The organism is Veillonella sp. LMAG:90, from assembly GCF_008679445.1.
Taxonomy (GTDB): Bacteria; Bacillota; Negativicutes; order Veillonellales; family Veillonellaceae; genus Veillonella_A.
Genome location: NZ_NAND01000001.1, coordinates 1,587,852 through 1,612,863 on the forward strand (window position 1 = coordinate 1,587,852; position 25,012 = coordinate 1,612,863).

Sequence of the window (25,012 nt, forward strand, 5' to 3'; positions counted from 1 at the left end):
AATGCAGATGGATACAATTACAGTTAAAGTACCGGCTACCAGTGCCAATTGCGGCCCCGGATTTGACTCTCTGGGGCTCGCCTTGGAGCTTTATAATACATTTACCTTCACGCCCGATAAAACGGCCAGCGCCAACACATATACCTTTTCCGGCTTTGATGCCGATACGTTGGCCAAAGAAGATCAAACTTATAATTTAGTGGGGCAGGCCATGCAAGCTGTATTTCAACAAGCAAGCTCCGAACCTATATATGGTAACGTTCACAGTGAAACGGTAATTCCACCGTCCCGTGGGCTCGGTAGCAGCTCCACGGCCATCGTAGCGGGTTTACTCTTAGCGAATCGCTTGTTGGCAAAACCACTTACAACGCATGAACTCTTAGTCTTAGCCAACGACATCGAAGGACATCCGGATAATGTGGCGCCTGCTTTATTGGGTAATCTTGTGTGTGCCGTCAATGATCCGAAAGAACTTTTATATACAACCGTGGCCTTACCGGAAGAGTTACTTTTCGCCGTAGTGGTACCGGAAGTGTCTGTTTCAACGGAATATGCCCGGAGCGTTTTGCCAAAGACTATTGCTCATAAAGAAGCGGTGGCTAATGTAAGTCATGCCACTTTATTTGTTACGGCCTTATTGCAACATAAACTGGATTACTTGCGCATCGCTTTGGAAGATTATCTTCATGTGCCATACCGCAAAACGCTCATTCCTCATTGTGAGGACGTGTTTGAGGCCTCTCGCAAAGCAGGTGCCTATGGCGCCACTATCAGCGGCTCCGGCTCTACCTTAATTGCCTATTGCCCGCGCTCAACAGCACAAACCGTAGCCACGCGTATGGGTGATGTGTTTAATAACAATAATATTCCATGCCGTACTTATGTGCTGAAAGCCGATACGGTAGGGGCTCGATACATATGATAAATGTTTATAAAATTGCCAAATGAAAGCAATTACTATATAATTATACTGTGAATAGAATGTTACTAAAATCAGGAAACAAGTCTATTCATCAGGACGTAGCTTACTGAGTAGCAAGCTACACATTTATCTTAAGAAAGAGGCAAAACAAATATGAATAATGTTAAGACTGCTGTTTTACTGGCATTGATGACGGGGTTATTGATGGTGATCGGACAGTTGGTCGCCGGACGGGCCGGTCTCATGACAATGTTCCTTATCTCCATGGCTATGAACTTCTTCAGCTATTGGAATAGCGATAAGATTGTACTTAAAATGTACAATGCACAGCAAGTTTCGGGCACGGACAATCCGGAATTATACAATATGGTAGCCGGTTTGGCCAAACGCGGTAATTTGCCGATGCCAAAGGTGTATATCATCAACTCCGATGTGCCGAATGCATTTGCCACAGGTCGTAATCCTGAGCATGCAGCGGTAGCAGTTACGACAGGGATTATGAATCTCTTGACGGATGATGAAATCGAAGGTGTACTGGGTCACGAATTAACTCACGTTAAACATCGCGATACCTTAATCAGTACTGTGGCTGCCAGTCTGGCCGGTGTAATTACAATGATTGCCAATATGATGCAAATGTTTGCTATCTTCGGTAGCAGTGATGACCGTGAAAGAGGCAATCCAATCGCAATGTTGGCTACCATTATTTTGGCACCGATTGCGGCTGCCTTAATTCAGATGGCGATTTCACGTTCCCGTGAATACCTCGCCGATGAAGGGGGCGCCGAAATGAGCGGCAAACCATTAGCTTTAGCTTCGGCCTTAGCTAAAATCGATTATTACGCTAAACATGGCATGTTGCCGGGCGGCGAAGCTCAGCTTGGGCCAACAGCTCACATGTTCATCATTAACCCGTTGGGAAGTGTGAAAGATTTAGCAAGCTCACTTTTCAGCACACATCCAAGTACAGCATCTCGTATTGAAAAATTAAAAGAATTAGCAAGTCGTATGCGTTAGGAGGCAGTCTTATGGAACACACGTTAGTACTCGTAAAACCGGACGGAGTGAAAAAGAAAATTTGCGGTGAAATCTTGGCTCGTTATGAGCGCAAAGGTTTGACAATCAGCGCTTTAAAATTATTGCAAGTACCGCGTGAGTTAGCCGCTGCCCATTACGACGAACATAAAGATAAGCCGTTCTTCCAAGAATTGATTGATTTTATTACGTCCGGCCCGGTTTTGGCTATGGTACTTAGCGGTGATAATGCAGTTGCTGCCGTTCGCCAGTTAAATGGCGCCACAGATCCGTTAAAAGCTAATGCCGGTACTATTCGCGGCGATTACGGTTTGGCTATTAATGAAAATGTTGTTCACGCATCGGATGCGGTAGCAACGGCAGAACGTGAAGTTGCCCTTTGGTTCCCTGAATTCAAAGCGTAATATATCTTTCTTTTTACAAATGAGGTGATTAGTATGAGTGGTAAAGTATATACTAAGACTGGCGATAAAGGTTCTACATCTCTTTACACGGGTGAGCGTCTTTCCAAAGCATCCCTTCGCGTAGAAGCGTATGGTACGGTTGATGAACTTCAATCTGTATTAGGTGTTGCGCGTGCTTTTTCTGAACATGAAGATATTCAGCAGGTTATCTATGATATTGAAAAGGAATTGTGGCAGCTTATGGCGGATGTGGCCAGTCTCGGCCAAGAACCGAATATCACGGATGCTCATATTGAAAATTTAGAAAAGATTATTGACAGCTATGATGCTAAAATGGAACCGCTCACTAAATTTATCGTACCGGGCGACAAAAAAAGTTCCGCCTTATTGCATCAATGCCGTACGGTAACTCGTCGTGCCGAACGCGCTTTATGGCGTCTTGCCGAGTCCGGTGAAACCGTTCACGATGTGGATATTCGCTATTTAAATCGTTTGTCCGATTGCTGCTATATGTTAGCACGTGCCGAATTTGAACTATAAGTTGGTGGCAGTAACTTCATAAAATTTGACACGTGAATACGGTCACCAATATAAAAAAGCTATGTTACCGAATTATTCGCGTAACATAGCTTTTTCTTTTGTTATATAGATAGTTTTAAACTAAGCGATTTAGTAATAACTGACTATTGCTGGTCTATGGTGCCTTTATTGAGCACATCTTCGGGACTTGGATAGTAGAAGAAGACCGTCATGATTTCATAATTAAATTTTTCACGAACTTTCGCCGCTAAAATAGTTTCGAATTCGATGAGATTATTGGGATCGAGAGCGCCGTCTTCAACAAGTACCAATAACTGTGGGTCCACTTCGGGGGCGTTATCCGGCAGTACTTCACGACTTAAGGGAATATTAACGATAACGCGAGCCGTTGCTACGTACTGATCATTTTGATCGGTAACCACGGCACGATATGTATTTTCCCATAAAGTGGCCATTAATTTTACAAACAAGTTTTTCATTTCCATAGGTATACACTCCTTATCAGTCTTTGATTTATTGTATACTTATTCTAGAAATAATTTCAAGGGTTTATGATATACAAAATCCTTTAAATTTAAATGTAAGGGAGAGGATATTTCTCATGTCGATAGTAGAGAGTCGAATTATATTGTGCACCGGCGGGGCACGCAGCGGTAAAAGTGAATTTGCGGAGCGACTCGTTTTATCCTTGCCCGGTCAAAAAGGCTACGTTGCAACGGGTCAGATTTTTGACGATGAAATGGAAGATCGCGTCAGAAAACATAAAGCACGGCGCGGTAATATATGGCATAATTTTGAGATTCCTTATGACATAACCGCTTCATGGTCAAAGATTTTAGACAGCTGCGACGTTATTCTTATTGATTGTTTGACTATGTATGCCACTAATGCTATGCTAAAAAAAGAGCCTCAAAATCAAGCTGAGTGCAATGAGTTGGCAGATTCATTAGTAGCTGAGTTCAAAGAACTCATAGATGCAACGCATAAAGCCGATAAAACAGTAGTTTTTGTAACGAATGAATTGGGTCTCGGAATTGTTCCGGAAAACAGAATGGCTCGATTCTTCCGTGATATTGCAGGCTTATTAAATCAAACTGTGGCCCAAGCGGCCGATGAAGTATATTTAACAATCAGTGGCATTACCACAGAGCTAAAGGCTAAGGAGGTTCATATATAATGGCAAAAAAACTCATGTTCCAAGGAACCAGCTCAAATGTAGGTAAAAGTATTTTAACGACGGCGCTTTGCCGTATTTTTTATCGTCGCGGCTTAAAAACAGTACCGTTCAAAGCCCAGAATATGGCTTTAAATTCCTATGTAACACGCTGGGGCGATGAAATCGGCCGGGCTCAAGTGGCACAGGCGGAAGCCGCCGGCATTGACCCGATAGTACAGATGAATCCCGTATTGTTAAAACCTACAGGCAACCAGTCCTCCCAAGTGGTTCTCATGGGGAAACCGGTTGGTGTATACAGTGCCAAAGAATACCACACCCATTACTCCTTAACAGCTCTCGATAAAGTAAAAGAAAGTTTGGACTTTTTAGATAAAAATTTTGACATGATTGTCATCGAAGGTGCCGGCAGCCCTGCGGAAGTTAATTTAAAGGCTAACGATATCGTAAACATGCGCGTAGCTAAAATGACAAATTGTCCGGTTATGCTCATAGCCGATATTGACCGTGGTGGTGCTATTGCGTCCATCGTGGGAACTTTAGAACTATTGGAACCGGAAGAACGGGATTTGGTAAAGGGCATTGTAATTAACAAGTTCCGCGGTGACATTAATTTATTAAAACCGGCTCTTGATTTTATCGAAGAACGTACGGGTCGCAAGGTAGTGGGGGTAATTCCGGCCATTGACAATTTGGATATTGACGAAGAGGACTCCGTAGCCCTTGAAAGAAAACACACCACCATTAACCGTGAAATTACCATTGCGGTTATGCAAACACCTAAAATTTCCAATTTTACCGATTTTGATGCGTTAGCTTATGAGCCGGATGTAGCAGTACGCTTTGTAAAACCCGGTGACGCTATCGGCGAACCGGATATGGTCATTTTACCGGGTTCCAAAAACACCATGGCCGATTTAAAATATCTCGAAGATCGAGGCTATGCCGAAGATATTAAAGCTCTTGCCAAAAAGGGCGTACCTGTATTCGGTGTGTGCGGCGGCTATCAAATGCTCGGCGAAAAACTCCATGATCCGGACGGTGTGGAAGGAGATATTCCGGAACTTAACGGCCTTGGTTTATTACCGACGGAAACAACTATGACGGGCACGAAGATGACCCATCAAGTTTCGTTTAACACTACTAAATTGCCATTCCTGGGCATCGATTATAGCGGTGAAAATTTACGCGGCTATGAAATTCATATGGGGGACACCCACGGTGTGGGTACTGTGGCTGATTGTTTTGCCATAACGTCTCGCAGCGAAAAACCGGTAGCTGTTATGGATGGTTTCGTCAATGAATCAGGTCTTGTTATGGGGACCTACATTCACGGCATTTTGGATAATGACAGCTTACGTCGCCAAATCTTGAACGCCTTACGCAAGCGTAAAGGGCTCGAACCGCTGGACGAAGTGTTCCATTACTTTGAACATAAAGATGCGGCCTATAATCGCTTAGCTGATATTGTGGAAAAACATCTTGATATGGATTATATCGACAAATTATTAGAGGAACAGGCATAATGGACTGGTTTCTACATAATGCATATTATTTCATTCCTTTGTGGGCCTTTTTACTGGATTGTATTGTGGGTGACCCAAGAAGCCGATTCCATCCGGTGGTCCTCATTGGCGATGTTATTTCTTTCTATGAAAAATTTCTCTACGGCGAGCGTGACAGTAATGGGAAAAAGTTGTTATACGGCGGTTTAACTGTACTTTTAACATTGTTAACAGTGACTGTTATAGGCTTTCTACTGATTTTAATTGCCGGCACAATCAATCCGTGGGTTGGCTATGCCATGCAGGTCATTATCGTATATATTACAATCAGTCCGCGCTCATTGGCGGAAGCAGGGCTTGAACTGGCTCAATTGTTGCGTAAAGGCGATTTACAAGAAGCCCGTCGTAAGGTAGGCTGGATTGTAGGTCGTGATACAACCGAGCTTGATGAAAGTGAAATTACTCGTGCTACCATTGAAACGGTGGCGGAAAATACGGTGGATGGCATTATTTCACCTTTATTGTTCTTTGCTGTTTTCGGTCCTTTAGGTGCCTTATTTTATCGAACAGCCAACACCATGGACTCCATGTTGGGCTATAAGAACGATAAATATATGTACTTCGGCCGTATAGCGGCACGTTTTGACGACGTTTTAAATTGGCTGCCCGCTCGCATAACATTTCTCTTATATACGTTAACTGCCTTTATTTTACGTCATGATTGGCGTAACGCGTGGCGCATTGGTTTACGTGATGCCAAGAAGCATCCGAGTCCGAATGGTGGCTATGCGGAAGCGCCGGTAGCCGGGGCACTTCATATTCGTCTCGGTGGTTATAATAAATACGGCGACACCATGACATTCCGTGCCTATATGGGAGATCCGGACATGAAAATGCGAGGTGTTCATATTCAAAAAACGATTGGCATGATGTATGTTTGTTCTTTACTAGGCGTTGTTATCAGTGCCGTATTAACTAGGATTTTGGTGATATTATGAAGTCATTTTTTATTGGCTTACAGTTTTTAACACGTTTAAAATTGGTCAATCAGACGGAATGGGACATTTACGACTTTGGTAAAAGCGTCGTAACCTTTCCGCTGGTAGGCCTTGTTATCGGTGCCTTCATGGCTCTTATTTATTGGCTGTTGGTACCCTATATACCGATTACGTTATTAGCTTTATTATTGGTTGTGTTCGAGTTTCTTTTTACCGGCGGCTTACATGCGGACGGGTTCATGGACACCTGTGACGGTCTTTTTTCAGGTCGCGATCGTGAACGTAAGTTGGAAATTATGAAAGACAGCCGCGTCGGCTCAAATGGTGTCGTTGGCTTTGTTTTTCTTACTTTATTGAAATGGCAATTAATCGCCCATGTCAATCCAACCATACTTTTACAATTTTTATTCTTTATGCCGATTATCAGTCGCTATTCCTTAGTGCTGAGTATTCGACTCTTTCACTATGCTCGTCCCGAAGGGATGGGGAAGGCCTTTGCCGTATATTCACCAAAGCAAACCCTTCTTTGGACAACACTCATTGCCTTATTACCGGCTGTATATTTCCATTGGCTCTACGCCATCTTCCTCGGTTTAGGAATTTTGATCAATTTAGTGTTAAATTCCTATATTTCCAAACACCTTGGTGGCGTAACCGGCGATACGTACGGCTTTGTCATTGAGTCATCGGAATTATTATTGGTATTGGCCGCTGTTGCTGTTGGTATTACTTTATAGTTATCATTTATAAGTAATATTTTTAGTATCAAAGAATTCTTTGTATTGTAACACGGCCTCAAACAAAACTTTTACAATGTATTTACATTGATTTGTGTTATTTTGTGTATATTAGTATGGAGGAACGACAGGTGTCATATTATGTACGAGCACCAGGGACATGCGGTGAGTTTTTGCAAGGGTCCATTGATGGTCACCCGTTTTTGGTTACCTGTCCTATTAATCGCTATTCCTATGCGTTAAGCGGAGTAAAGCAACCGCTTAGACCTTATTATTGTTCGCTGCAACCAAAAGCAGCTTTAGCAGCCCAAAAAGTTATCAATTCTTTTGTAGCTGAAGGCACCCTGCCCAATAGTCCGGCTGTACAGCGTGCTTGGCGTAGTCCTGTTTATGTGCGTTCCGATATTGCCCAGGGAAAGGGTATGGCATCCAGCAGTGCCGATATTAGCGTAGCCGCCATGGCTACGGCTTTGGCTTACGGACGAGCGCTAACCTTGGAAGAACTAAAAGAGATTTCTTTAAGTATCGAGCCCAGTGATGCTTCTTTTTATCCCGGGGTAGTTCAGTTTGACTATATCAAGGGAAAAATAACCGAGCCCCTTGGCAAGTGTCCGCCTATGAAAATCATGATTTTTGACGAAGGCGGCGAAATTGATACAGTCAGTTTCAATGCGCAGCACGGGCTTCATGACCTGATTGCCGAAAAAGAACCGTACATCAAAGAATCATTGGCTCTTTTTAAAGAAGGGATTGCCACCCATAATGTATCTTTAATCGGCCAGGCCGCCACCTTAAGTGCGTTTGCTAATCAGCGTATTTTACATAAACCATTATTGTATGCGTTGCATGAAATCGGTAATCATTTTAACAGTGTAGGCACGATTATTGCCCATAGCGGCACAATTATGGGACTTTTATTCCCCACCGACGGGGCACCGCTGGCTGATTGTCGCGCCGCTGTCCATCAGGAATTACCGGATTTATTATATTTAGATACCGTCGAAACAACCAACGAAGGTATCACCTTTATGAAGCGTTAGGAGGTGCTCAGCCATGAAAAATACCCACGGTGGTAACATCTATAAAGTGGCGGCCGCTCATAACGTAGCACCACAGGATATTACTGATTTTAGCGCTAATATTAATCCTTTAGGCATGAGCCCCAAAGGGCAAGCCGCTTTGACGGCTCACTTAAATGAAATCATTCACTATCCGGATCCGGAATACACAGAATTTCGCCGGACAGTAAGTCAGGTTATGGATGTACCTGATGAGAACATTCTGGTGGGGAATGGAGCGGCCGAATTATTGTATGCCCTCATGACCCTACCCGGTATCGAGGAAGTATTGGTACCGGCACCGGGCTTTTCCGAATATGCCTTAGCCGCACAGGCTCAAGGTCTTTCGGTCTTAGCCTATTCTATGATTCCGATGGCCGCCGATGGTGAAGTAGAATCGGTAAATGAATCCCATCATTTATTTGGGAGTACTACACCGCATCAACCGATTACCCATTTTGCCGTTCCTTATGAAGATTTAAAAGCCCATCTCAAACGCTGTGCAGAAGAACAAGTGCGAACAATAATCTGTCTCAGTAACCCGAACAATCCGGACGGCAGTTTGCAAACGCTGACGGAAGTATTCGAAATGGCTGCGTTAGCCCAAGCATCAAACAGCTTACTGCTTATTGATGAATCATTTATTGAGTTCACCAATGAATCTCATAGCCTCCGGCCTTATTTGGCGGAATATCCGGCCATTGTTATATTGCATTCACTGACCAAATTCTATGCAATTCCGGGTTTACGCTTAGGCTTATTATTGGGGGACACGAATATATTAAAGAGTATTGCCGTTCATGTACCGACGTGGTCGGTTAATCATTTGGCCCAACAATATGGGATAGAAGCCCTTCAAGACGAAGTGTATCGTCAAAAAACGCGGGCCGTCGTGGCACGTGAAAAAGAGTGGCTCTATGGCGCCATTAATGCATTCGACTTTATAACAGCTTTACCGCCGACGGTTAACTTTATGCTTTTACATTGGCAACCGCAACATCCGAGTCTTGCCGATTTTATGGAATTTTTAGAAAATAAACAGCTTCTGATTCGCAGTTGCGAAGCCTATGACGGGCTTGGGCAAGGGTGGTTTCGGATTGCTGTTAAAGATAGAAACCGTAATGAATTATTGATTTCATATGTAAAGGAGTTCGCCCATGCACACAATTTACTTAGTTCGCCACGGCCAGACGGAATGGAATAGCAGTGGCTTTTATCAGGGATTTACGAATGTTCAACTCAATCAGACGGGCATTATTCAAGCTGAAGCGGTGGCCAAGGAATTAACATCCGTACATTTTGACTCCATTATTGCCAGTGACTTAGATCGTGCCCGTATTACAGCGGAAACAATTTTAGGAAATCGTCAAATTCCGTTTAAAACCGATGAACGGTTGCGTGAAATTAATTTTGGCGACTGGGAAGGCCTCACCTATGACCAGATTGAAGCTAAATGGCCTCATTCCATTTACACCATGTATCGCAGTCCCGATAAAGTTAAAATTTCAAACGGGGAATCTTTCCAAGAAGTGCAGGAGCGCGCTTGGCAAGCCTTGACCGATGAAATGACAGCTATCGGTGAAGATAAAACCATTCTTATTGTGGCTCACGGCGGTACCAATCGTACCTTGATTTGTAAAATGCTCAGCTTACCGCTTCATTTTGCTTGGAATTTCAGCCAAGGTAATACGGCCATCAGCCGTGTGGAATTCTACGGCCTGACAGAAGATGATCATAATACTTTGAGTCTTTTGAACTACACGAAACATTTGGAAACGATTCAGTTATAATAGTTCGGATTATATTATGAGATTACGTTTAGATAAATTTTTAGCCAATAAAGCTTTGGGCAGCCGTAAAGAAGTCCATGCACTCATAAAGCAGGGACTTGTTACGGTGGATGGTGTAGTGGCTAAGAAAAAAGATATGCCCATTGATATTCCGGAACAAACGATTGCGGTAAATGGTGAAATCATCGACAGCCGCCAGATTTATTATGTAAAGTTTAATAAACCGGCCGGTTATGTATGTGCCATGGAGGATGCTCGTCATCCCACGGTTATGGATATTTTGCCGCCCGAGTTTCGCACTATGGGCGTAGGCCCGGTGGGACGCCTCGATAAAGATACGGAAGGCCTTTTATTACTGTCCAATGACGGCGCCTGGGCCCACCGCATTATCAACGGCAAAAAACATGTGCCCAAACGCTATTATTTTGAATATAGCGGTACCCTTAGCGCAGAAGGCTTAGAACGCATTCGCACCGGTATCGTCCTAGGTGACGGTACGGAATGTAAACCGGCTGAAATCATCTTAACCGGTGCAGTGGCCGAAAAATCAGAAGATACGGGCGTCGGTGATGCCGTTTTACTTAAGAGTGCCGAAATTATAATCGAAGAAGGTAAATATCATCAGGTTAAACGCATGATAGGGGCGGCCGGCGGTGAAATCACCTATTTAAAGCGCCTCACAGTGGGACATCTTGATTTAACAGACATCCCGACCCCCGGTGATTTTATGTATCTTGAAGCGTCAGACTACGAAAAACTATAGTCAAAACGCTCATTTTGTGGTATCATGAAATGAAAAAATTTATAGCAAGGGAGTCTTATCATGAACGGCTTATTACGCCTACAGGATTATTTGACTGCGCACCAGTATGATGGCATACTCTTGCTTAGCCAGACCAATCTGAGATATTTTGCCGGTTTTACAGGGACTACAGCCATAGGCTTTGTAACACCGAATACAGCGTTTATAGTAACTGACAGTCGTTATACGGAACAAGCAGAGAACCAATGTGAAGGGTATGAAGTCATCCAATACACCGGTTCTAATTGGGAAACTATAGCGGATATTGTCAAAAATCATAATATTACATTATCTGTCTGTGCGTTCGAAGGCAATTATGTGCCGGTTGACACGTATATGACATTTTCCGATATTTTGGTAGGCAGTAAGTTTAAATCCGTTGATTTAACACCTTTACGGGCTGTTAAACGGCCGGATGAACTTACGCTTATGAAAGAAGCTGCCCGCATTGCCGATGAAGCGTTTGCCGCTTTGTTACCGCAATTAAAACCGGGTATGACGGAACGGGAAGCATGCGTCACTTTAGAAATTGAAATGTTAAAACGCGGCTCTGAAGAACCGTCTTTCGATACCATCGTGGCCTCCGGGCATCGCTCCAGTATGCCACACGGTGTAGCGTCTGATAAAGTCATTGAAACCGGTGATTTTGTTACCTTTGACTTTGGCGCCGTATACCAAGGGTATCATTCGGATATGACCCGCACCATTGTGATGGGGCACGCATCCGATTTACAACGCAAGCTCTATAAAGTTGTGCTTGATGCGCAGCTGAAGGGCCTAGCCGCTGTAAAAGCCGGTACTACAGGTAAAATTGTAGACGCCGCTTGCCGCGACAGTATTGCGGCCGACGGTTATGGCGATTATTTCAATCACGGCACCGGTCACGGTGTAGGGCTCGATATTCACGAAGAACCGGTAGCATCACCGCGTTCCAATACTGTATTAGAGCCTAATATGATAGTTACAGTGGAACCGGGCGTATATCTTCCCGGGGAAATAGGTCTTCGCATTGAAGACAGTGTTATAGTTACTGACGATGGCTATGAGCTACTCACTCATACCTCGAAGGAATTAATAGAAGTAAAAGGTTAAACGGAGGGATTTAAATGATTTCTAGTAATGATTTTCGTCCGGGCGTAACAATTGAGCTCGATGGCAACGTGTGGCAGGTTGTAGACTTCCAACACGTAAAACCGGGTAAAGGTGCTGCATTCGTACGTTGTAAATTAAAAAATTTACAGACCGGTTCTGTAGTTGAACGTACTTTCAATGCCGGTGAAAAAGTGCCTAAAGCACATGTTGATCGTCGTCGTATGCAATACTTATACGAAGCTGACGGCGCTTATACGTTCATGGACAATGAAACGTATGACCAAGTAGAATTGAATCTTGAACAATTGGGCGAAGCTAAAAACTTCTTGCTTGAAAACATGGAAGTTAGCATCGTATTTTTCCAAGGCATCGTAATCGGTATCGATTTACCGGTAGCTGTAGAACTTCGCGTTGTTGAAACTGACCCTGGTATCCGTGGCGATACCGCAACAGGTGGTAACAAACCGGCTACATTGGAAACCGGCTATGTTGTTAAAGTGCCATTGTTTATCGAAGTGGGCGATGTTCTTCGCGTCGATACACGCACCGGCCAATACATTGAACGTGCGTAATATCAATTAATTTTAAAAGCATTTGTCTTTAACGTACGTTGTTCAAGGCAAATGCTTTTTATGCTATTAAAGAAAGGCAGGGTACTATGAGTGATAAGAATGCATTCTTTGAAGGAGTGACTAAAATAAGCGATAATGTGTATGGCACTATTGCTTCCTTGAAAGCGTTGGAAGTGAAGGGTGTCGCTTCTATGAGTACCACTGCAGGCGATGATTTTGCCAATTTAATCGGCATGAAAAGCCAATGGGAAGGCGTTAGTTTACAACGAACATCGGATAATAGTATTACCATCGACTTATATCTTGTTGCTCGTTACGGCTATCGTATTCCCGATGTGGCTTTGCGCGTTCAGGAACATGTAAAAACCGGCATCGAAACATTGACCGGCACACATGTAGAGGGTGTTAATATCTTTATTCAGGATATTGCCTTTGAAAATACAGGCGTTAAGTACATTTAATCGGGAAAGGAGCGATACCAAGTGGACGTAAAAACAAATAATCCGCAATTACAGGTAGATGTGTCCGATGAAGTTCTATTGCAGATAGCTCATCATGCATTAACCTTAATTCCGGGCTATCATTCACTAAACAGTAATTTTTACACCGGTATGGTTGACGGCATTGCGCGCAATTTTGGTCAAAAACGCTTGCCCGGCATTAATGTAAAACATCGCAAAGAAGGCCTTGAGATCAATATATATATTAATGTCCTTTACGGCTATCCCTTGATGACAATGGCTACCCAAATTCGCCAACAAATCAACAAAGATTTAAAAGAATCCTTAGACCTGGATTCAGTGCGAATCGATGTGCATTTTGAAAATATAATCGATCCTAATCAAGTAACAGAGGAGTTAAATAATGAAGCAAAATCGTAATCGCCGCCAAGCGCGGCTGTATGCTTTCCAATCTTTATATGCCAAGGAATTTCATAAGCCTGAAGATTCCGTAATTATGCCGGAAGAAGAATCCGGCAGTACCGGTGCCATGGATATTGCCTATGCAGAAGCGATTATTAACGGTGTAACGGCTAATCAGGAGATTTTAGATAATCTGTTACAGGCCCACTCGCCAAAACGCAAAATAGGGCAATTAGGAGCGGTTGAGCGAAACGTATTGCGCTTAGCAGCTTGGGAACTTACCGTTTCTACCGAAGCCATCGATCCTCGCATTATTATTAATGAAGCCGTACAATTGGCTAAAGATTTCGGTTCCGATAAAGGCTATAAATTTGTAAATGCCGTATTGGATGCCATTGCCAAAGAAAAAGGCTCTTCAAAAGCGTCTCCTACATCCGGGGCGACTGAGTCTAGCGATGCTAAAACCACGGAAGCTAAAACATCCGATAATGCTTCAGACCTTAAGTCCTAAACGAGGCATATCATGAAAGTTTATTTAGGATTAGATACAAGTTGTTATAGTACATCCTGTGCGTTGGTCAATGAATCGGGTGAATTAATTGGCCAAGCCAGAAAACTATTAGACGTAAAACCGGGCGAGCGTGGGCTGCAACAATCACAAATGGTGTTTCAGCATACCCGTGCTTTACCCGATTTAATTGAACAATTGCCGTCAGGTGTCCAACTAGCGGGCATTGGAGTCAGTGCGTTTCCGCGCCGTGAAAAGGATTCCTATATGCCTGCTTTTTTGGTGGGCCGAGGCATGGCAAAAAGCTTAGGTCATCTAAATGACGTTCCCGTCTATGAGTTTTCACACCAGGAAAACCATATTCTGGCCGCTTTACGTGTTTTAAACTGTGTGCCGGACGAATCGTTTTATGCGCTCCATGTATCGGGCGGCACGACGGAGCTATTATATTGTGAACCGGCTGAAGAAACATTTTTTACGGCCCAATTAATAAGCGGGGCTTTAGATTTACATGGCGGTCAATTTGTCGATCGCATCGGCGTAGCTCTAGACCTACCGTTTCCGGCGGGGCCCCATATGGAACGAATCGCCAAAACACTATGCGATGATCCTAAAGCATTAAAAAAGACAGTTAATCGCTTAGAATCTGAATCAAATGGTGATTTTAAAATGCTACCCGTATCGGTAAAAAACGGCGCCATCAGCTTTGGCGGCCCTTGCAGTGAAGCCATGCGCCGTATTGAACGAGCTAACAACGGACATAAGCTTTCCGATGATTACAAGGCGCAAACGGCTTTAACCGTATTCCACTGCATGACTCGTTCACTGCAAAAAATGTTGACCTATCATTGGGAACAGCGCCCGGCCGGTACTTTAATTGCCGTAGGCGGCGTCATGGCTAACAGTTATTTACGCCAAGCTCTGTTTGATTTCGGTCAATCCCGCAAAGTTAAGGTCCTCTTTGCACCGCCTGAATACAGTTCCGATAATGCCACCGGTGTAGCTTACGGAGCCGCTTTACTGGACGCTGAAAACAAATAGAAAATAAATAGTATTGAAGGTTTTTACCATAAGAAATACAAGGTTCACAGGAGGAATTATATGGATGTTTTCTCCATTACCAAATTAAACAATCTAATAAAACGGGTGTTGGAGCGGGAGTATGTACTGAAAAACTGTTATGTAGCCGGTACGATTGCCAATTTAAAACGCCACAGCACCGGCCATTACTATTTTTCACTAAAAGACGATGATGCCTCCGTCGATGTAGCCCTTTGGGCGGGCACGGCGCAGAAAAAAGGCCTCGTCGGTCAATTGGAAAACGGCCTCTTTGTAACCATGCGGGCTACTATTAATTTCTATGAAAAAACCGGCCGCTTAAGTCTCATCTGTAATGATATGGAAATCGGCCAGAAGAGCCCGTATCAACTTGCCTTCGAAGCGCTAAAGAAAGAATTGACGGCCCTCGGCTATTTTGACGAAAGCCATAAACAGCCATTGCCGGTTATGCCTGCTACGATTGGCCTCGTTACATCCGAGTCAGGTGCTGTGCTCCATGATATTTTGCATGTAGCTCGGCAACGTAATCCGTTCGTACAGTTTAAACTCTTTGCCGTACCGGTACAGGGTGATAAAGCCGGTCCCATTATTGCTAAAGGGATTGAACGAGCTGATGCGGATACCGAGGTAGAACTCGTTATTGTAGGACGCGGCGGGGGCTCTATGGAGGATTTATGGTGCTTCAACGATAGAACCGTAGTAGAGGCTGTGTATAGCTGTAAGACGCCTATTGTATCAGCTGTAGGTCACGAAACGGACTATACCCTTTGTGACTTTGCCGCCGACGTACGTGGTGCCACGCCCAGTCATGCAGCAGAACTTACGGTCTATCCCGTAAGTTATCTCTTAGAACAGTTAGAAGCGAAAGAAACATACTTGCATCAATACATGAAACAAACGATAGAAACAAAGAAACAAGAATTGCAGGCTATTTTTAATCGCAAATTAGGCATTCCCGCTTTAACCTTAATCCACCAAGAAAGTTCTAAACTCAGTGAGTTACAACATCGTTTAAGCGGTGCTGTGCAACAGGCTGTCGGCAAAAAGCAAAACGATTTGTTACTCCTGGGACAGCAACTGGAATTATTGAATCCGTTGCATTTACTGTTAAAAGGATATACTAAAATTGAACATGGCGGTTCACCGATTCACTCCGTCACCGCTGTAAATGTAGGGGATAGCGTGAATATTACTATGAACGACGGCTCATTAACAGCCAAGGTAGAGGAGATTATAACAAATGGCTAACACACTTAAGAATTACGAAAAAAAATATGCAGCCTTGGAAGAAATTGTACGCACCTTGGATGCTATTGAATTATCCGTTAACGACTTATTAACACAATATAAAAAAGGCCTTACACTCGTGAAAGAGTGCTCCGACATGCTGCAAAGCGTGGAAGGGGAAGTACGCCAAATTATTGAAGAAGTCCGTATCGGCAGTGAAGGTCAGAAATAATTCTTCTGAAATATGCAAAATATTTGCTTATTTACTCAATAATCTATGTATAAAATCTATAAAATGATGTATAATAACTATATTCAAACGAGTCAGTAAAACTGACTTTACAGGCCGTTCAGAGGCAGGAGGATATATGTTAAAAGAGTATTTAAAGGCGAGCAAAACATGGGTGGAAGATTATCTCAAAGAAGTGTTAAACTCGCCCAATACAGAATATGAGAAACTTTATGAATCCATGCGCTATAGTTTACTCATGGGCGGTAAACGGATTCGCCCGATTTTAACGAAAGCGGTTATGGAATCCTTCGGTGTTTCACCGGAACCGTATAAGGAAATTGTGTGTGCCATCGAATTAATTCACACCTATTCCTTAATTCATGACGATTTACCGGCCATGGACAATGACGATTACCGCCGCGGCAATCTGACAAACCATAAAGTATATGGTGACGGGCTCGCTGTTTTGGCAGGTGACGGCTTATTAACATATGCCTTTCAGCTAATCTGTCAAAATAAAGCAGCCACACCGGAACAGCATCTTAAATGCGTGTTAGCCTTAGCCAAGGCAGCCGGACCGGAAGGTATGGTAGGGGGGCAGGCCTTCGATTTATTGTCGGAAGGACGTCACATTCCACTGTCGGAACTGCAAGTGCTCCATCGCGGTAAAACAGGGGCCTTATTCTTGGCGGCTATCGAAATCGGTCTGATTCTCAGCCACGCTTCAGCAGATGTCCATAAAGCCTATATGACTTATGGCGATCAGCTAGGCTTATTGTTCCAAATTACCGATGATATTCTCGATGTAACGGGCACCATTGAGGATTTAGGGAAAATGCCCGGTAGTGATGAAAAACAAGATAAATCCACCTATGTATCCGAATTAGGTGAAGACGGGGCTCGCGCTAAAGCGGATGAAACCGCAGCAGCCGCTAAAAGTGCTTTGGCTTCGGTACCAAACGATACAACCATCTTGGAAGCATTAGTAGACTACCTTGTACATAGGACGAATTGATATGCAATTTTTAAATGAATTATTCGATAATTACATTGCGCTGAGTGCCTTTCTGGGATGGTTTTCAGCACAAGCTTTAAAATTTGTCATCGTGTTACTGCAGTATAGACGCTTCCAATGGGAACGCCTCATCGGATCCGGCGGATTTCCCAGTTCTCATTCGTCGCTCGTAGTCGCTTTATCAACGGCTACCGCTTATATTCATGGCATAACGTCAGACTTATCGGTAATCTGTATTACCTTTTCACTTATCGTCATGTATGACGCGTCCGGCGTACGCCGTGAAGCAGGGCGACAGGCACAAATTTTAAACCAATTAATGGAACATTTCAAAAAGCGTAATATTCCGGTCTATCTGGATGACGGTCATGTGCTCAAAGAGCTCTTGGGGCATACGCCTTTTGAAGTTTTCGGCGGTGCCTTTTTAGGCTATGCCGTGGCCTCCATTATTTACTATAACTTTCTATAACTTTTATAACTAAGAAGCTTACAGGGGCAATCTAAAAGCTTCCCGAGTTGAAACTAAGGAGTTTTATGAGTACTAAAGAACGGTTAGACGTCTTATTGGTGAATCGCGGTCTTTTTGAAAGTCGTGAAAAAGCCAAAACAGCCATCATGGCCGGCCAAATTTTTATGGGCACTGTCTGTGTCGACAAAGCGGGTACTAAGGTGCCGATTGATGCGGATTTGAGCGTTAAAGGCAATACGTTACCTTATGTTAGTCGCGGCGGGTTAAAGCTGGAAAAAGCGTTACAATTGTATCCAATCGATTTAACTGATGCGGTTATGGTTGATATTGGCGCTTCTACTGGTGGTTTTACCGACTGTGCTCTTCAAAATGGGGCCGCCAAAGTCTTTGCCATTGACGTGGGCTATAACCAACTGGCTTGGTCACTGCGCCAAGATAAGCGCGTCATCAACATGGAAAAGCAGAATATACGAACCGTTACGGCGGAACAACTGGGTGAACTGGTTGATTTCATTTCCATTGATGTGGCGTTTATTTCACTGGATAAAGTACTTCCTGTAGCCGTAACGCTCCTTAAGGACACAGGCTCTTTAGTAGCTCTTATTAAACCGCAATTTGAAGCGGGGCGTGAAAAAGTGGGCAAGGGTGGTATTGTCCGTGACCCGGCTACGCACGCCGAAGTGCTGACACGCATTTTAAATGTAGCCGAAGAAGTGGGCTTACATCTTCATGGCGTAACCTATTCACCCATCAAGGGGACTGAAGGTAATATAGAGTTTTTGGGATATTTTAAAAAGACGACGGACGGTGCCTTACCGATTACGCCTGAATTGGTTGAATCAGTGGTAGCCGCCGCGCACGAACTGTAGGTGATGATATGCGAGTAGGGTTTATTCCTAACATGGGGAAAGAGAATATTATTCCTATTTTGCAAGAGGCGAAGAGCCTTTGTGAAAAAAACGGCTTGGACGTATGGCTACCGGCCGATTTGGAGGAGTTTAATTTACCTGAACTATTAGGTGTTCCGACTAAGCACGTATTGCCTAGGCCTGAATTTTTTAAGCATCTTGATATGGCCTTCAGTTTCGGCGGTGACGGTACCTTAATTCACTTAGCCCGTCAAATTTATGAATATGATGTTCCCATTTGCGGTATTAATTTAGGGGAATTAGGCTTCTTAAATCAAATCGAATTAGCCGATATGGAAGACCGCATCAAGAAAATCGCCAACGGTGATTATCGCGTGGAAAATCGTATCCATTTGGCTGCGGAAATCCGCACACCTCATGGTGTAAAAAAATTAACACCGGTCATTAATGAAGTGGTTATTACTCATGAAAAACCCGGCCGTATGGCACGTATAAATTTAGCCATCAACGAAGGGTATACGCAGATGTACCCTGCCGACGGTTTAATCGTAGCTTGTTCTACAGGATCTACGGGCTATAACTTATCGGCCGGCGGTCCGATTATGGCACCTGATAATCATTCCATCATCGTTACACCGGTAGCGCCGCATTTGTTGCAAAGTGTATCCTTGGTGTTAAAAGAGAGTGCCCGCATCGATTTAACCATGCCGAAGCGTCAGGAAAAGCTTCATATTTGCATCGATGGGACGTTCGATTATCAGTTTAGCAGTGAAGACAGTCTTCACATCGAAGCCAGCGCGCTTTACAGCCGCTATGTGCGCTTCTATGACGTAAAATTCTTCGCTACCTTATTCCGCAAATTATCGGCACGAAGAGATGAGCTTTTATGATCAACTATAATCATGTTGTACAGTTCCAACACATTTTTTGGGATGAGCAACTAAAAAGTGCCAAAACAGTCGTAGATGCTACGGCCGGTAATGGCCATGATTTGGTGTATCTGGCCCAACATTGTTTGCCCGGCAGCACGCTGTGGGGCATCGATAAACAGGCAAAGGCCATCGAAGCTTCCACTAAGCGCCTGCATACCGAATGCGGCCGCACAGATATTACGTATCACTTGGTACATGGTACCCATGAAGATATATTGGCAACAGGCAATGCGGCAGCAGCCCATAACGATGGATCTGCGGCGAATACTAAATTTAATACGACCATTACTAATATTGACTTACTAATTTTTAATTTAGGGTATTTACCGGGTAGTGATCATACCATGATGACAAAACCCGATTCAACTATACAAGCCATCAAAGGAGGCTTAGATTTATTAAATCCTAAAGGGCTCATTACTATCGTTACCTATCCGGGTACACCGGAAGGTGAGCGGGAAGACGAAGCAGTATGTGAATTTATAAGTACTTTGCCGCAAAAGTCATATGATGTAGCCAATTGGAAATTAATAAACCAAGCAAACAAACCTCCTATTTTATATATTATTAAAGGACGGTGACCTATGAAACGTTACAGATATAATAAAATCAAAGAAATCGTACAATCTCGCTCTATTGAAACACAGGAAGAATTGGCAGCCGCTTTAGCCGCGGAAGGTATTGAAGTTACGCAAGCTACGGTATCCCGCGATATTAAAGAATTAATGCTCATTAAAATTCCTACCGGTGACGGTCATTATCGTTACGCTTTATCGCCGGAAGAGAATGTACTCCTTATCGGTAATCGCATTAGTCGCCTGTTCCAAGAATCCATTACGCGCGTAGACTTTACCATGAATCAGATTGTATTGCATACCTTACCGGGTTCCGCTCAATCTGTGGCATTTGCCATTGACCATGCTAAATGGGCTGAGTTAATCGGCACCTTGGCCGGTGATGATACGATTTTATTAATTGCACGCTCCGTTGAAGACGTACAGCCGATTTTAAAACGTATTTCCGATCTTATGAAAGATTAATATGTAACTATTAAGCCTATGCGCCCTTATGCGTATAGGCTTAGTGATTATTAACGGCATCATTTATGTTTGCCTCGTATAATTACTATTTATATTTGCCCAGTATACTTATTATTTATATTGGTATCGTATAATTTATTTATGTGTTATTACCTGTAAAGGGATTAAGGACTTGTAATCTATGCTCACACAAATGGGAATTCGTAATTTTGCCTTAATTGAACAGATGAATTTACAATTTTCGGACGGCATTACCATCTTTACCGGTGAAACCGGTGCCGGTAAATCCATCCTTATGGATGCTTTCAGCATTCTGTTGGGCGAGCGGGCCAGCAGTGATTTTATCCGCCATGGCAAGGATGCCTTTGTTATTGAAGGGGTATTCGATGTAACCGATGATACGGAACTGTTAGATCTTTTAACAGCTAAAAATATTCTCGTGGAAGAAAATCAGCTCATTTTATCGCGCTCTTTTAACCGTCAAGGAAAGTCTACTATTTTGGCTAATGACCAGGCTATCCCACTTAAAGCACTGCGCGAAATCGGCCTTTATTTAGCGGATATTCACGGCCAATATAGCAATCAGCTCTTGTTGAATCCTGATGTGCATCACAAATATTTAGATGAATACACCAAAGAAGGGCAAACGGCCTTTGATACTTATGTAAAGGCCTATAAGAGCTATAAAACAGCAAAATCTCAATTAGACGGTCTGGAAGCCATGGCTGCGGAACGAGCCAGAGAACTGGATATGCTTCGCTTTCAAATTGATGAAATTGAAGAAGCGCAACTGAAACCGGGTGAAGACGAAGCGTTAGCGGCAGAACTTAAACGATTAGACAGCTTTGAACATCTGGATAAAGTATTAGGTGCTTGTTACAATGCCTTCTACAGTGATCGACATGCCATCTTGGAAGCAGTCAACAGCATTAAATCGGAAGTACAGGATTTGGTTCGTTATGACGAGGAGCTCAAAGACTTATCCGAATTGATCAATTCCGCCTATTTTCAATTAGAAGAAGCGGCGCAAGGGCTTGATCGCTATCGTGATTCCATTTCTTATGATGAAGAACGGTACGCCTATTGTCAGGAACGGGATTCCTTAATTTACGGTTTAAAACGCAAATATGGGGAAACCATTGAAGCCGTTTTAGAATTTGAAAACAAAGCGCAAGCCCGATTGGAAGAGTTAGAAGCACAGAGCTATGCTAAAGAAGATTTAGAAAAAGCCGTCCAACAAGCCGAAGCCGATGCAAGAACTAAATTAGCTGAGCTTACTGCGATTCGCGATACAAACAGTGCCATAATTGCCGAACAATTGCAAAAGCAGTTAAAAGACTTAGGGATGAGTAAAGCCAAACTTAAATTTGTCATTGAAAAAAGTGACGAACTATTGCCGTTAGGGGCTAAACGCATTGAACTCTTATTCAATGCCAATGCAGGGGAGGACTTATTGCCGCTCCACAAAGTGGCCTCCGGCGGTGAAATCTCGCGTATCGCTTTGGCCTTTAAAACGGTATTTAATACCAAAACATTTAAGACTTTGGTATTCGATGAAATCGACGTTGGTATTAGTGGCGATATTGCCTTGCAGGTAGCAGCTAAAATCCAACAACTCAGCAACAGCACACAGGTATTTTGTATAACTCATTTGCCTCAAACCGCAAGTATTGCCAAACATCATTATCACCTGTCCAAGCAGGAAGTGGATGGACGCACCGTATCAAGCCTTACCGAGCTTAGCGAGGAAGAACATGTGGAACAAATCGCCCGCATGATGTCCGGTCAAAACTTCTCCCATACGGCTCTAGCTACGGCGAAAGAAATGATTCAGCATTTTAAAAATAAGCATTAATAGCTTTACCTCGGTTATAGTTATAACTATGTATACAGAATACGATTTGACGCCATCAGAAAATAAATGTATACTATTGGTAATCACTTATGAATTTTGAATTAAATATGCGGAGATAGAGGCGCGATGCTTAAGAGTACTTGTAAGGAGCCCGGCAAGGCTGTGAGATATGAAGAAAGGGAGAATCGCCGAAGCTTGTTTGTGCCGACAAACATAGCTGGTTGTGCATTGAATAAGTGTATGACTGTCATCATTTGATGGAGTGCTAGCTCATTGTTCTGACTATCATAGTTTTGTTATATTCATATGATAAAGCGCATAGTCGTTCAGGTAACCATACCAAGATCAGTGGCAGCTATCCGCTGGTCTTTTTTTGGGAGGAATGAACATGATTACAGTAATGGTATGTGGTGCGACCGGCAAAATGGGTCGCGAAGTCGTAAAAGCTGTTCATAATGATCCGGACTTACAGTTTATCGGCGGTATCGATCCTAAACAGGCCGGAGAAGATGCCGGTACAGCTGCCGGTATCGAATCATTGGGGCTGCCTTTATACGAAAGCTTAACAGCCGCCTTAAGCGCTAAAAAGCCGGATGTTATCGTTGATTTTACCAGTCCCGCCATTATTTTTGAAAACGCTAAAACTGTTTTAGGCGCCGGCGTTCACATGGTAATCGGAACTACCGGTCTTACCGCTGAACAGCGTGATGAATTAGCGGCCATCGGTAAAGCCAATAATGCCAATTGCTTAGTGGCACCTAACTTTTCACTGGGCGCTGTTATGATGATGAAAACAGCAGCCGATTTGGCACCCTATTTCCCGAATGTAGAAATTATCGAATTGCATCACAATCACAAATATGATGCTCCATCGGGAACGGCCGTATTAACAGCCAAGCTTATTAATGAAGCTAAACAGGCAGCCGGTGCGGTAGGGGCTGAAGATTTAACTCGTGAAAGTTTACCCGGTGCTCGCGGTGCCAAGGTAGATGATGTAACGATTCACAGCGTTCGCTTGCCGGGTTATGTGGCTCATCAGGAAGTTTTATTTGGGGGTTATGATGAAACACTGACAATTCGCCACGATTCACTCAGCCGTTTATCCTTCATGCCGGGCGTAGTTTTAGCTTGTAAGAAGATTGCTGAAAAACCGGGCCTTACTTACGGTTTGGAACATTACTTATAATTTTAAAGATAGGATATGATAGGGTATTTAAAAACCCTTTGTCATACTATTGCTACAATATTTATTTTTATTAAATTGGGAGAGATACACATGAGAAAACCAAATGTTGCTATTTTAGGTGCTACCGGCGCGGTAGGGCAAGAATTTATTAAATTAATCGAAGATCGCCAATTTCCGTTTGAAAATCTTAAATTATTGGCATCCGCTCGTTCAGCCGGCACGGAATTAACAGTATGCGGTAAAACTTATGTGGTAGAAGAAGCTACCGCCGATTCTTTTGAAAATGTTGACATTGCTTTATTTGCGGGTGGCTCCATATCCAAAACTTTGGCACCGGAAGCGGTGAAACGCGGTGCTATTGTTATCGATAACTCCAGCACCTTCCGAATGGATCCGAACGTACCGCTCGTAGTACCCGAAGTAAATCCGGAAGATATCGATACTCATCAAGGCATTATCGCCAATCCAAACTGCTCTACCATTATTATGGCTTTAGGGCTTAAACCGCTCCACGATTTATCGCCGATTAAACGTGTTGTCGTAAGTACCTACCAGGCCGTATCCGGAGCCGGTAAGGAAGGCATTGACGAATTGGATAACCAAGTAAGTGCTCACATTCAAGGGAAACCGATGGAAGCCCATATCTTACCTAGTGCTTCCGCGCCTAAACATTATCCGATTGCTTTTAATGTAATTCCGCAAATTGATGTTTTCTTGGACAACGATTATACTAAAGAAGAAATGAAAATGGTCAATGAAACGCAGAAGATTTTGCATGATGATTCCATTCAAGTCGTTCCGACCACGGTTCGTATCCCCGTATATCGTTCCCATTCCGAGTCTGTTTTGGTAGAAACCGAAGCACCGGTAAGTGTTGCTGATTTTAAAGCTGCCTGTGAAAAATTCCCGGGCCTTGTGGTCAATGATAATCCACAAGAACAAGCGTATCCGATGCCGCTTTACACATCCGGTAAGGATGATTGTGAAATCGGCCGTATTCGCAAAGATTTATACAACGATAAAGGCATGAATTTCTGGATTGCCGGCGATCAAATCCGCAAAGGGGCTGCCTTGAATGCCTTGCAGATTGCCGAGTATTTGGTGGAACACCAATCATTTTAAAGAATA

At 43.4% G+C, this 25,012-nt stretch carries 30 protein-coding genes and 1 riboswitch; of the genes, 29 read left to right on the forward strand and 1 reads right to left on the reverse strand.

The annotated features are described in order from the left end of the window. Positions 1–7 precede the first annotated feature (7 nt). The 4 genes from thrB (at position 8) to CCC71_RS06950 (ending at position 2,901) form a co-directional block, all read left to right on the forward strand. Complete coding sequence (gene thrB / locus CCC71_RS06935) at positions 8–922, forward strand: homoserine kinase (RefSeq protein WP_021841861.1); 915 nt, start codon at positions 8–10, stop codon at positions 920–922. A 153-nt stretch (positions 923–1,075) separates the two neighbouring features. Beyond that, positions 1,076–1,939 (forward strand): zinc metalloprotease HtpX, encoded by an 864-nt coding sequence (gene htpX, locus CCC71_RS06940; protein ID WP_021841860.1) that lies wholly within the window; start codon positions 1,076–1,078, stop codon positions 1,937–1,939. Positions 1,940–1,950: 11 nt separating this feature from the next. Continuing rightward, the gene (ndk, locus tag CCC71_RS06945) at positions 1,951–2,361 is read left to right on the forward strand and encodes a nucleoside-diphosphate kinase (protein WP_021841859.1); all 411 of its coding nucleotides are present in this window, start codon (positions 1,951–1,953) and stop codon (positions 2,359–2,361) included. 33 nt (positions 2,362–2,394) lie between these two features. Continuing rightward, positions 2,395–2,901 (forward strand): cob(I)yrinic acid a,c-diamide adenosyltransferase, encoded by a 507-nt coding sequence (locus CCC71_RS06950; protein ID WP_021841858.1) that lies wholly within the window; start codon positions 2,395–2,397, stop codon positions 2,899–2,901. A 143-nt stretch (positions 2,902–3,044) separates the two neighbouring features. Here the strand turns inward: CCC71_RS06950 and CCC71_RS06955 are convergent, their stop codons facing one another. Next, positions 3,045–3,386, reverse strand: a complete 342-nt coding sequence (locus tag CCC71_RS06955) for a hypothetical protein (RefSeq protein WP_021841857.1) — start codon at positions 3,384–3,386, stop codon at positions 3,045–3,047. A 116-nt stretch (positions 3,387–3,502) separates the two neighbouring features. On the opposite strand from CCC71_RS06955, the gene cobU reads away from it, so the two are divergent. The 25 genes from cobU (at position 3,503) to CCC71_RS07080 (ending at position 25,006) form a co-directional block, all read left to right on the forward strand. Beyond that, positions 3,503–4,078 (forward strand): bifunctional adenosylcobinamide kinase/adenosylcobinamide-phosphate guanylyltransferase, encoded by a 576-nt coding sequence (gene cobU, locus CCC71_RS06960; RefSeq protein ID WP_021841856.1) that lies wholly within the window; start codon positions 3,503–3,505, stop codon positions 4,076–4,078. Further along, on the forward strand, positions 4,078–5,601 hold the full coding sequence (locus CCC71_RS06965; RefSeq protein ID WP_295240351.1) for a cobyric acid synthase: 1,524 nt from the start codon (positions 4,078–4,080) through the stop codon (positions 5,599–5,601). Before cobU ends, CCC71_RS06965 begins: the two co-directional genes overlap by 1 nt. Continuing rightward, on the forward strand, positions 5,601–6,578 hold the full coding sequence (cbiB, locus tag CCC71_RS06970; RefSeq protein ID WP_226974394.1) for an adenosylcobinamide-phosphate synthase CbiB: 978 nt from the start codon (positions 5,601–5,603) through the stop codon (positions 6,576–6,578). Before CCC71_RS06965 ends, cbiB begins: the two co-directional genes overlap by 1 nt. Beyond that, entirely contained in the window at positions 6,575–7,315 is a 741-nt protein-coding gene (gene cobS / locus CCC71_RS06975) for an adenosylcobinamide-GDP ribazoletransferase (RefSeq protein WP_021841853.1), read from the forward strand. Before cbiB ends, cobS begins: the two co-directional genes overlap by 4 nt. Before the next feature lie 131 nt (positions 7,316–7,446). After that, positions 7,447–8,355: a GHMP family kinase ATP-binding protein gene (locus tag CCC71_RS06980; protein ID WP_226974393.1), complete on the forward strand. Its 909-nt coding sequence runs from the start codon at positions 7,447–7,449 to the stop codon at positions 8,353–8,355. A gap of 13 nt (positions 8,356–8,368) precedes the next feature. Beyond that, positions 8,369–9,577, forward strand: a complete 1,209-nt coding sequence (locus CCC71_RS06985; RefSeq protein WP_296333353.1) for an aminotransferase class I/II-fold pyridoxal phosphate-dependent enzyme — start codon at positions 8,369–8,371, stop codon at positions 9,575–9,577. Then, complete coding sequence (gene cobC / locus CCC71_RS06990) at positions 9,531–10,163, forward strand: alpha-ribazole phosphatase (protein ID WP_021841850.1); 633 nt, start codon at positions 9,531–9,533, stop codon at positions 10,161–10,163. The genes CCC71_RS06985 and cobC overlap by 47 nt, the downstream gene beginning before the upstream one ends. Positions 10,164–10,179: 16 nt before the next feature. Then, a complete protein-coding gene (locus CCC71_RS06995) occupies positions 10,180–10,926 on the forward strand; it encodes a pseudouridine synthase (protein WP_021841849.1) in 747 nt (248 codons plus the stop codon). A gap of 60 nt (positions 10,927–10,986) precedes the next feature. Beyond that, positions 10,987–12,057, forward strand: a complete 1,071-nt coding sequence (locus tag CCC71_RS07000) for a M24 family metallopeptidase (protein WP_021841848.1) — start codon at positions 10,987–10,989, stop codon at positions 12,055–12,057. 14 nt (positions 12,058–12,071) lie between these two features. Further along, the gene (gene efp, locus CCC71_RS07005) at positions 12,072–12,629 is read left to right on the forward strand and encodes an elongation factor P (protein ID WP_006556749.1); all 558 of its coding nucleotides are present in this window, start codon (positions 12,072–12,074) and stop codon (positions 12,627–12,629) included. An 86-nt stretch (positions 12,630–12,715) separates the two neighbouring features. Next, the gene (locus tag CCC71_RS07010; RefSeq protein ID WP_021841847.1) at positions 12,716–13,090 is read left to right on the forward strand and encodes an Asp23/Gls24 family envelope stress response protein; all 375 of its coding nucleotides are present in this window, start codon (positions 12,716–12,718) and stop codon (positions 13,088–13,090) included. A 21-nt stretch (positions 13,091–13,111) separates the two neighbouring features. Continuing rightward, positions 13,112–13,510 (forward strand): Asp23/Gls24 family envelope stress response protein, encoded by a 399-nt coding sequence (locus CCC71_RS07015; protein ID WP_226974392.1) that lies wholly within the window; start codon positions 13,112–13,114, stop codon positions 13,508–13,510. Continuing rightward, entirely contained in the window at positions 13,494–14,003 is a 510-nt protein-coding gene (gene nusB, locus CCC71_RS07020) for a transcription antitermination factor NusB (protein ID WP_021841845.1), read from the forward strand. Before CCC71_RS07015 ends, nusB begins: the two co-directional genes overlap by 17 nt. Before the next feature lie 12 nt (positions 14,004–14,015). Then, the gene (locus tag CCC71_RS07025) at positions 14,016–15,041 is read left to right on the forward strand and encodes a tRNA (adenosine(37)-N6)-threonylcarbamoyltransferase complex transferase subunit TsaD (protein ID WP_226974391.1); all 1,026 of its coding nucleotides are present in this window, start codon (positions 14,016–14,018) and stop codon (positions 15,039–15,041) included. A gap of 60 nt (positions 15,042–15,101) precedes the next feature. Then, positions 15,102–16,307: an exodeoxyribonuclease VII large subunit gene (gene xseA / locus CCC71_RS07030; RefSeq protein ID WP_296333356.1), complete on the forward strand. Its 1,206-nt coding sequence runs from the start codon at positions 15,102–15,104 to the stop codon at positions 16,305–16,307. Then, entirely contained in the window at positions 16,300–16,518 is a 219-nt protein-coding gene (gene xseB, locus CCC71_RS07035; RefSeq protein ID WP_226974390.1) for an exodeoxyribonuclease VII small subunit, read from the forward strand. Before xseA ends, xseB begins: the two co-directional genes overlap by 8 nt. A 136-nt stretch (positions 16,519–16,654) precedes the next feature. After that, positions 16,655–17,533, forward strand: coding sequence for a polyprenyl synthetase family protein (locus CCC71_RS07040; protein ID WP_021841841.1), 879 nt, complete (start codon positions 16,655–16,657; stop codon positions 17,531–17,533). 1 nt (position 17,534) lies between these two features. Beyond that, on the forward strand, positions 17,535–18,002 hold the full coding sequence (locus tag CCC71_RS07045) for a divergent PAP2 family protein (protein ID WP_021841840.1): 468 nt from the start codon (positions 17,535–17,537) through the stop codon (positions 18,000–18,002). Positions 18,003–18,067: 65 nt separating this feature from the next. Continuing rightward, on the forward strand, positions 18,068–18,871 hold the full coding sequence (locus CCC71_RS07050) for a TlyA family RNA methyltransferase (RefSeq protein ID WP_021841839.1): 804 nt from the start codon (positions 18,068–18,070) through the stop codon (positions 18,869–18,871). An 8-nt stretch (positions 18,872–18,879) separates the two neighbouring features. Then, complete coding sequence (locus tag CCC71_RS07055; protein WP_247239991.1) at positions 18,880–19,761, forward strand: NAD(+)/NADH kinase; 882 nt, start codon at positions 18,880–18,882, stop codon at positions 19,759–19,761. After that, the gene (gene mnmM / locus CCC71_RS07060; protein WP_021841837.1) at positions 19,758–20,384 is read left to right on the forward strand and encodes a tRNA 5-(aminomethyl)-2-thiouridylate-methyltransferase MnmM; all 627 of its coding nucleotides are present in this window, start codon (positions 19,758–19,760) and stop codon (positions 20,382–20,384) included. Before CCC71_RS07055 ends, mnmM begins: the two co-directional genes overlap by 4 nt. 3 nt (positions 20,385–20,387) lie before the next feature. Then, positions 20,388–20,843 carry an arginine repressor gene (gene argR, locus CCC71_RS07065; protein WP_021841836.1) on the forward strand — a complete coding sequence of 152 codons (456 nt, stop codon included), beginning with the start codon at positions 20,388–20,390 and terminating at the stop codon, positions 20,841–20,843. A 181-nt stretch (positions 20,844–21,024) separates the two neighbouring features. Continuing rightward, entirely contained in the window at positions 21,025–22,698 is a 1,674-nt protein-coding gene (gene recN, locus CCC71_RS07070) for a DNA repair protein RecN (protein WP_296333359.1), read from the forward strand. 108 nt (positions 22,699–22,806) lie between these two features. Next, positions 22,807–22,974: riboswitch (Lysine riboswitch) on the forward strand. A gap of 112 nt (positions 22,975–23,086) precedes the next feature. Continuing rightward, positions 23,087–23,884: a 4-hydroxy-tetrahydrodipicolinate reductase gene (gene dapB / locus CCC71_RS07075; RefSeq protein WP_226974387.1), complete on the forward strand. Its 798-nt coding sequence runs from the start codon at positions 23,087–23,089 to the stop codon at positions 23,882–23,884. Between the two features lie 90 nt (positions 23,885–23,974). Further along, on the forward strand, positions 23,975–25,006 hold the full coding sequence (locus CCC71_RS07080) for an aspartate-semialdehyde dehydrogenase (protein WP_156705032.1): 1,032 nt from the start codon (positions 23,975–23,977) through the stop codon (positions 25,004–25,006). Positions 25,007–25,012 lie beyond the last annotated feature (6 nt).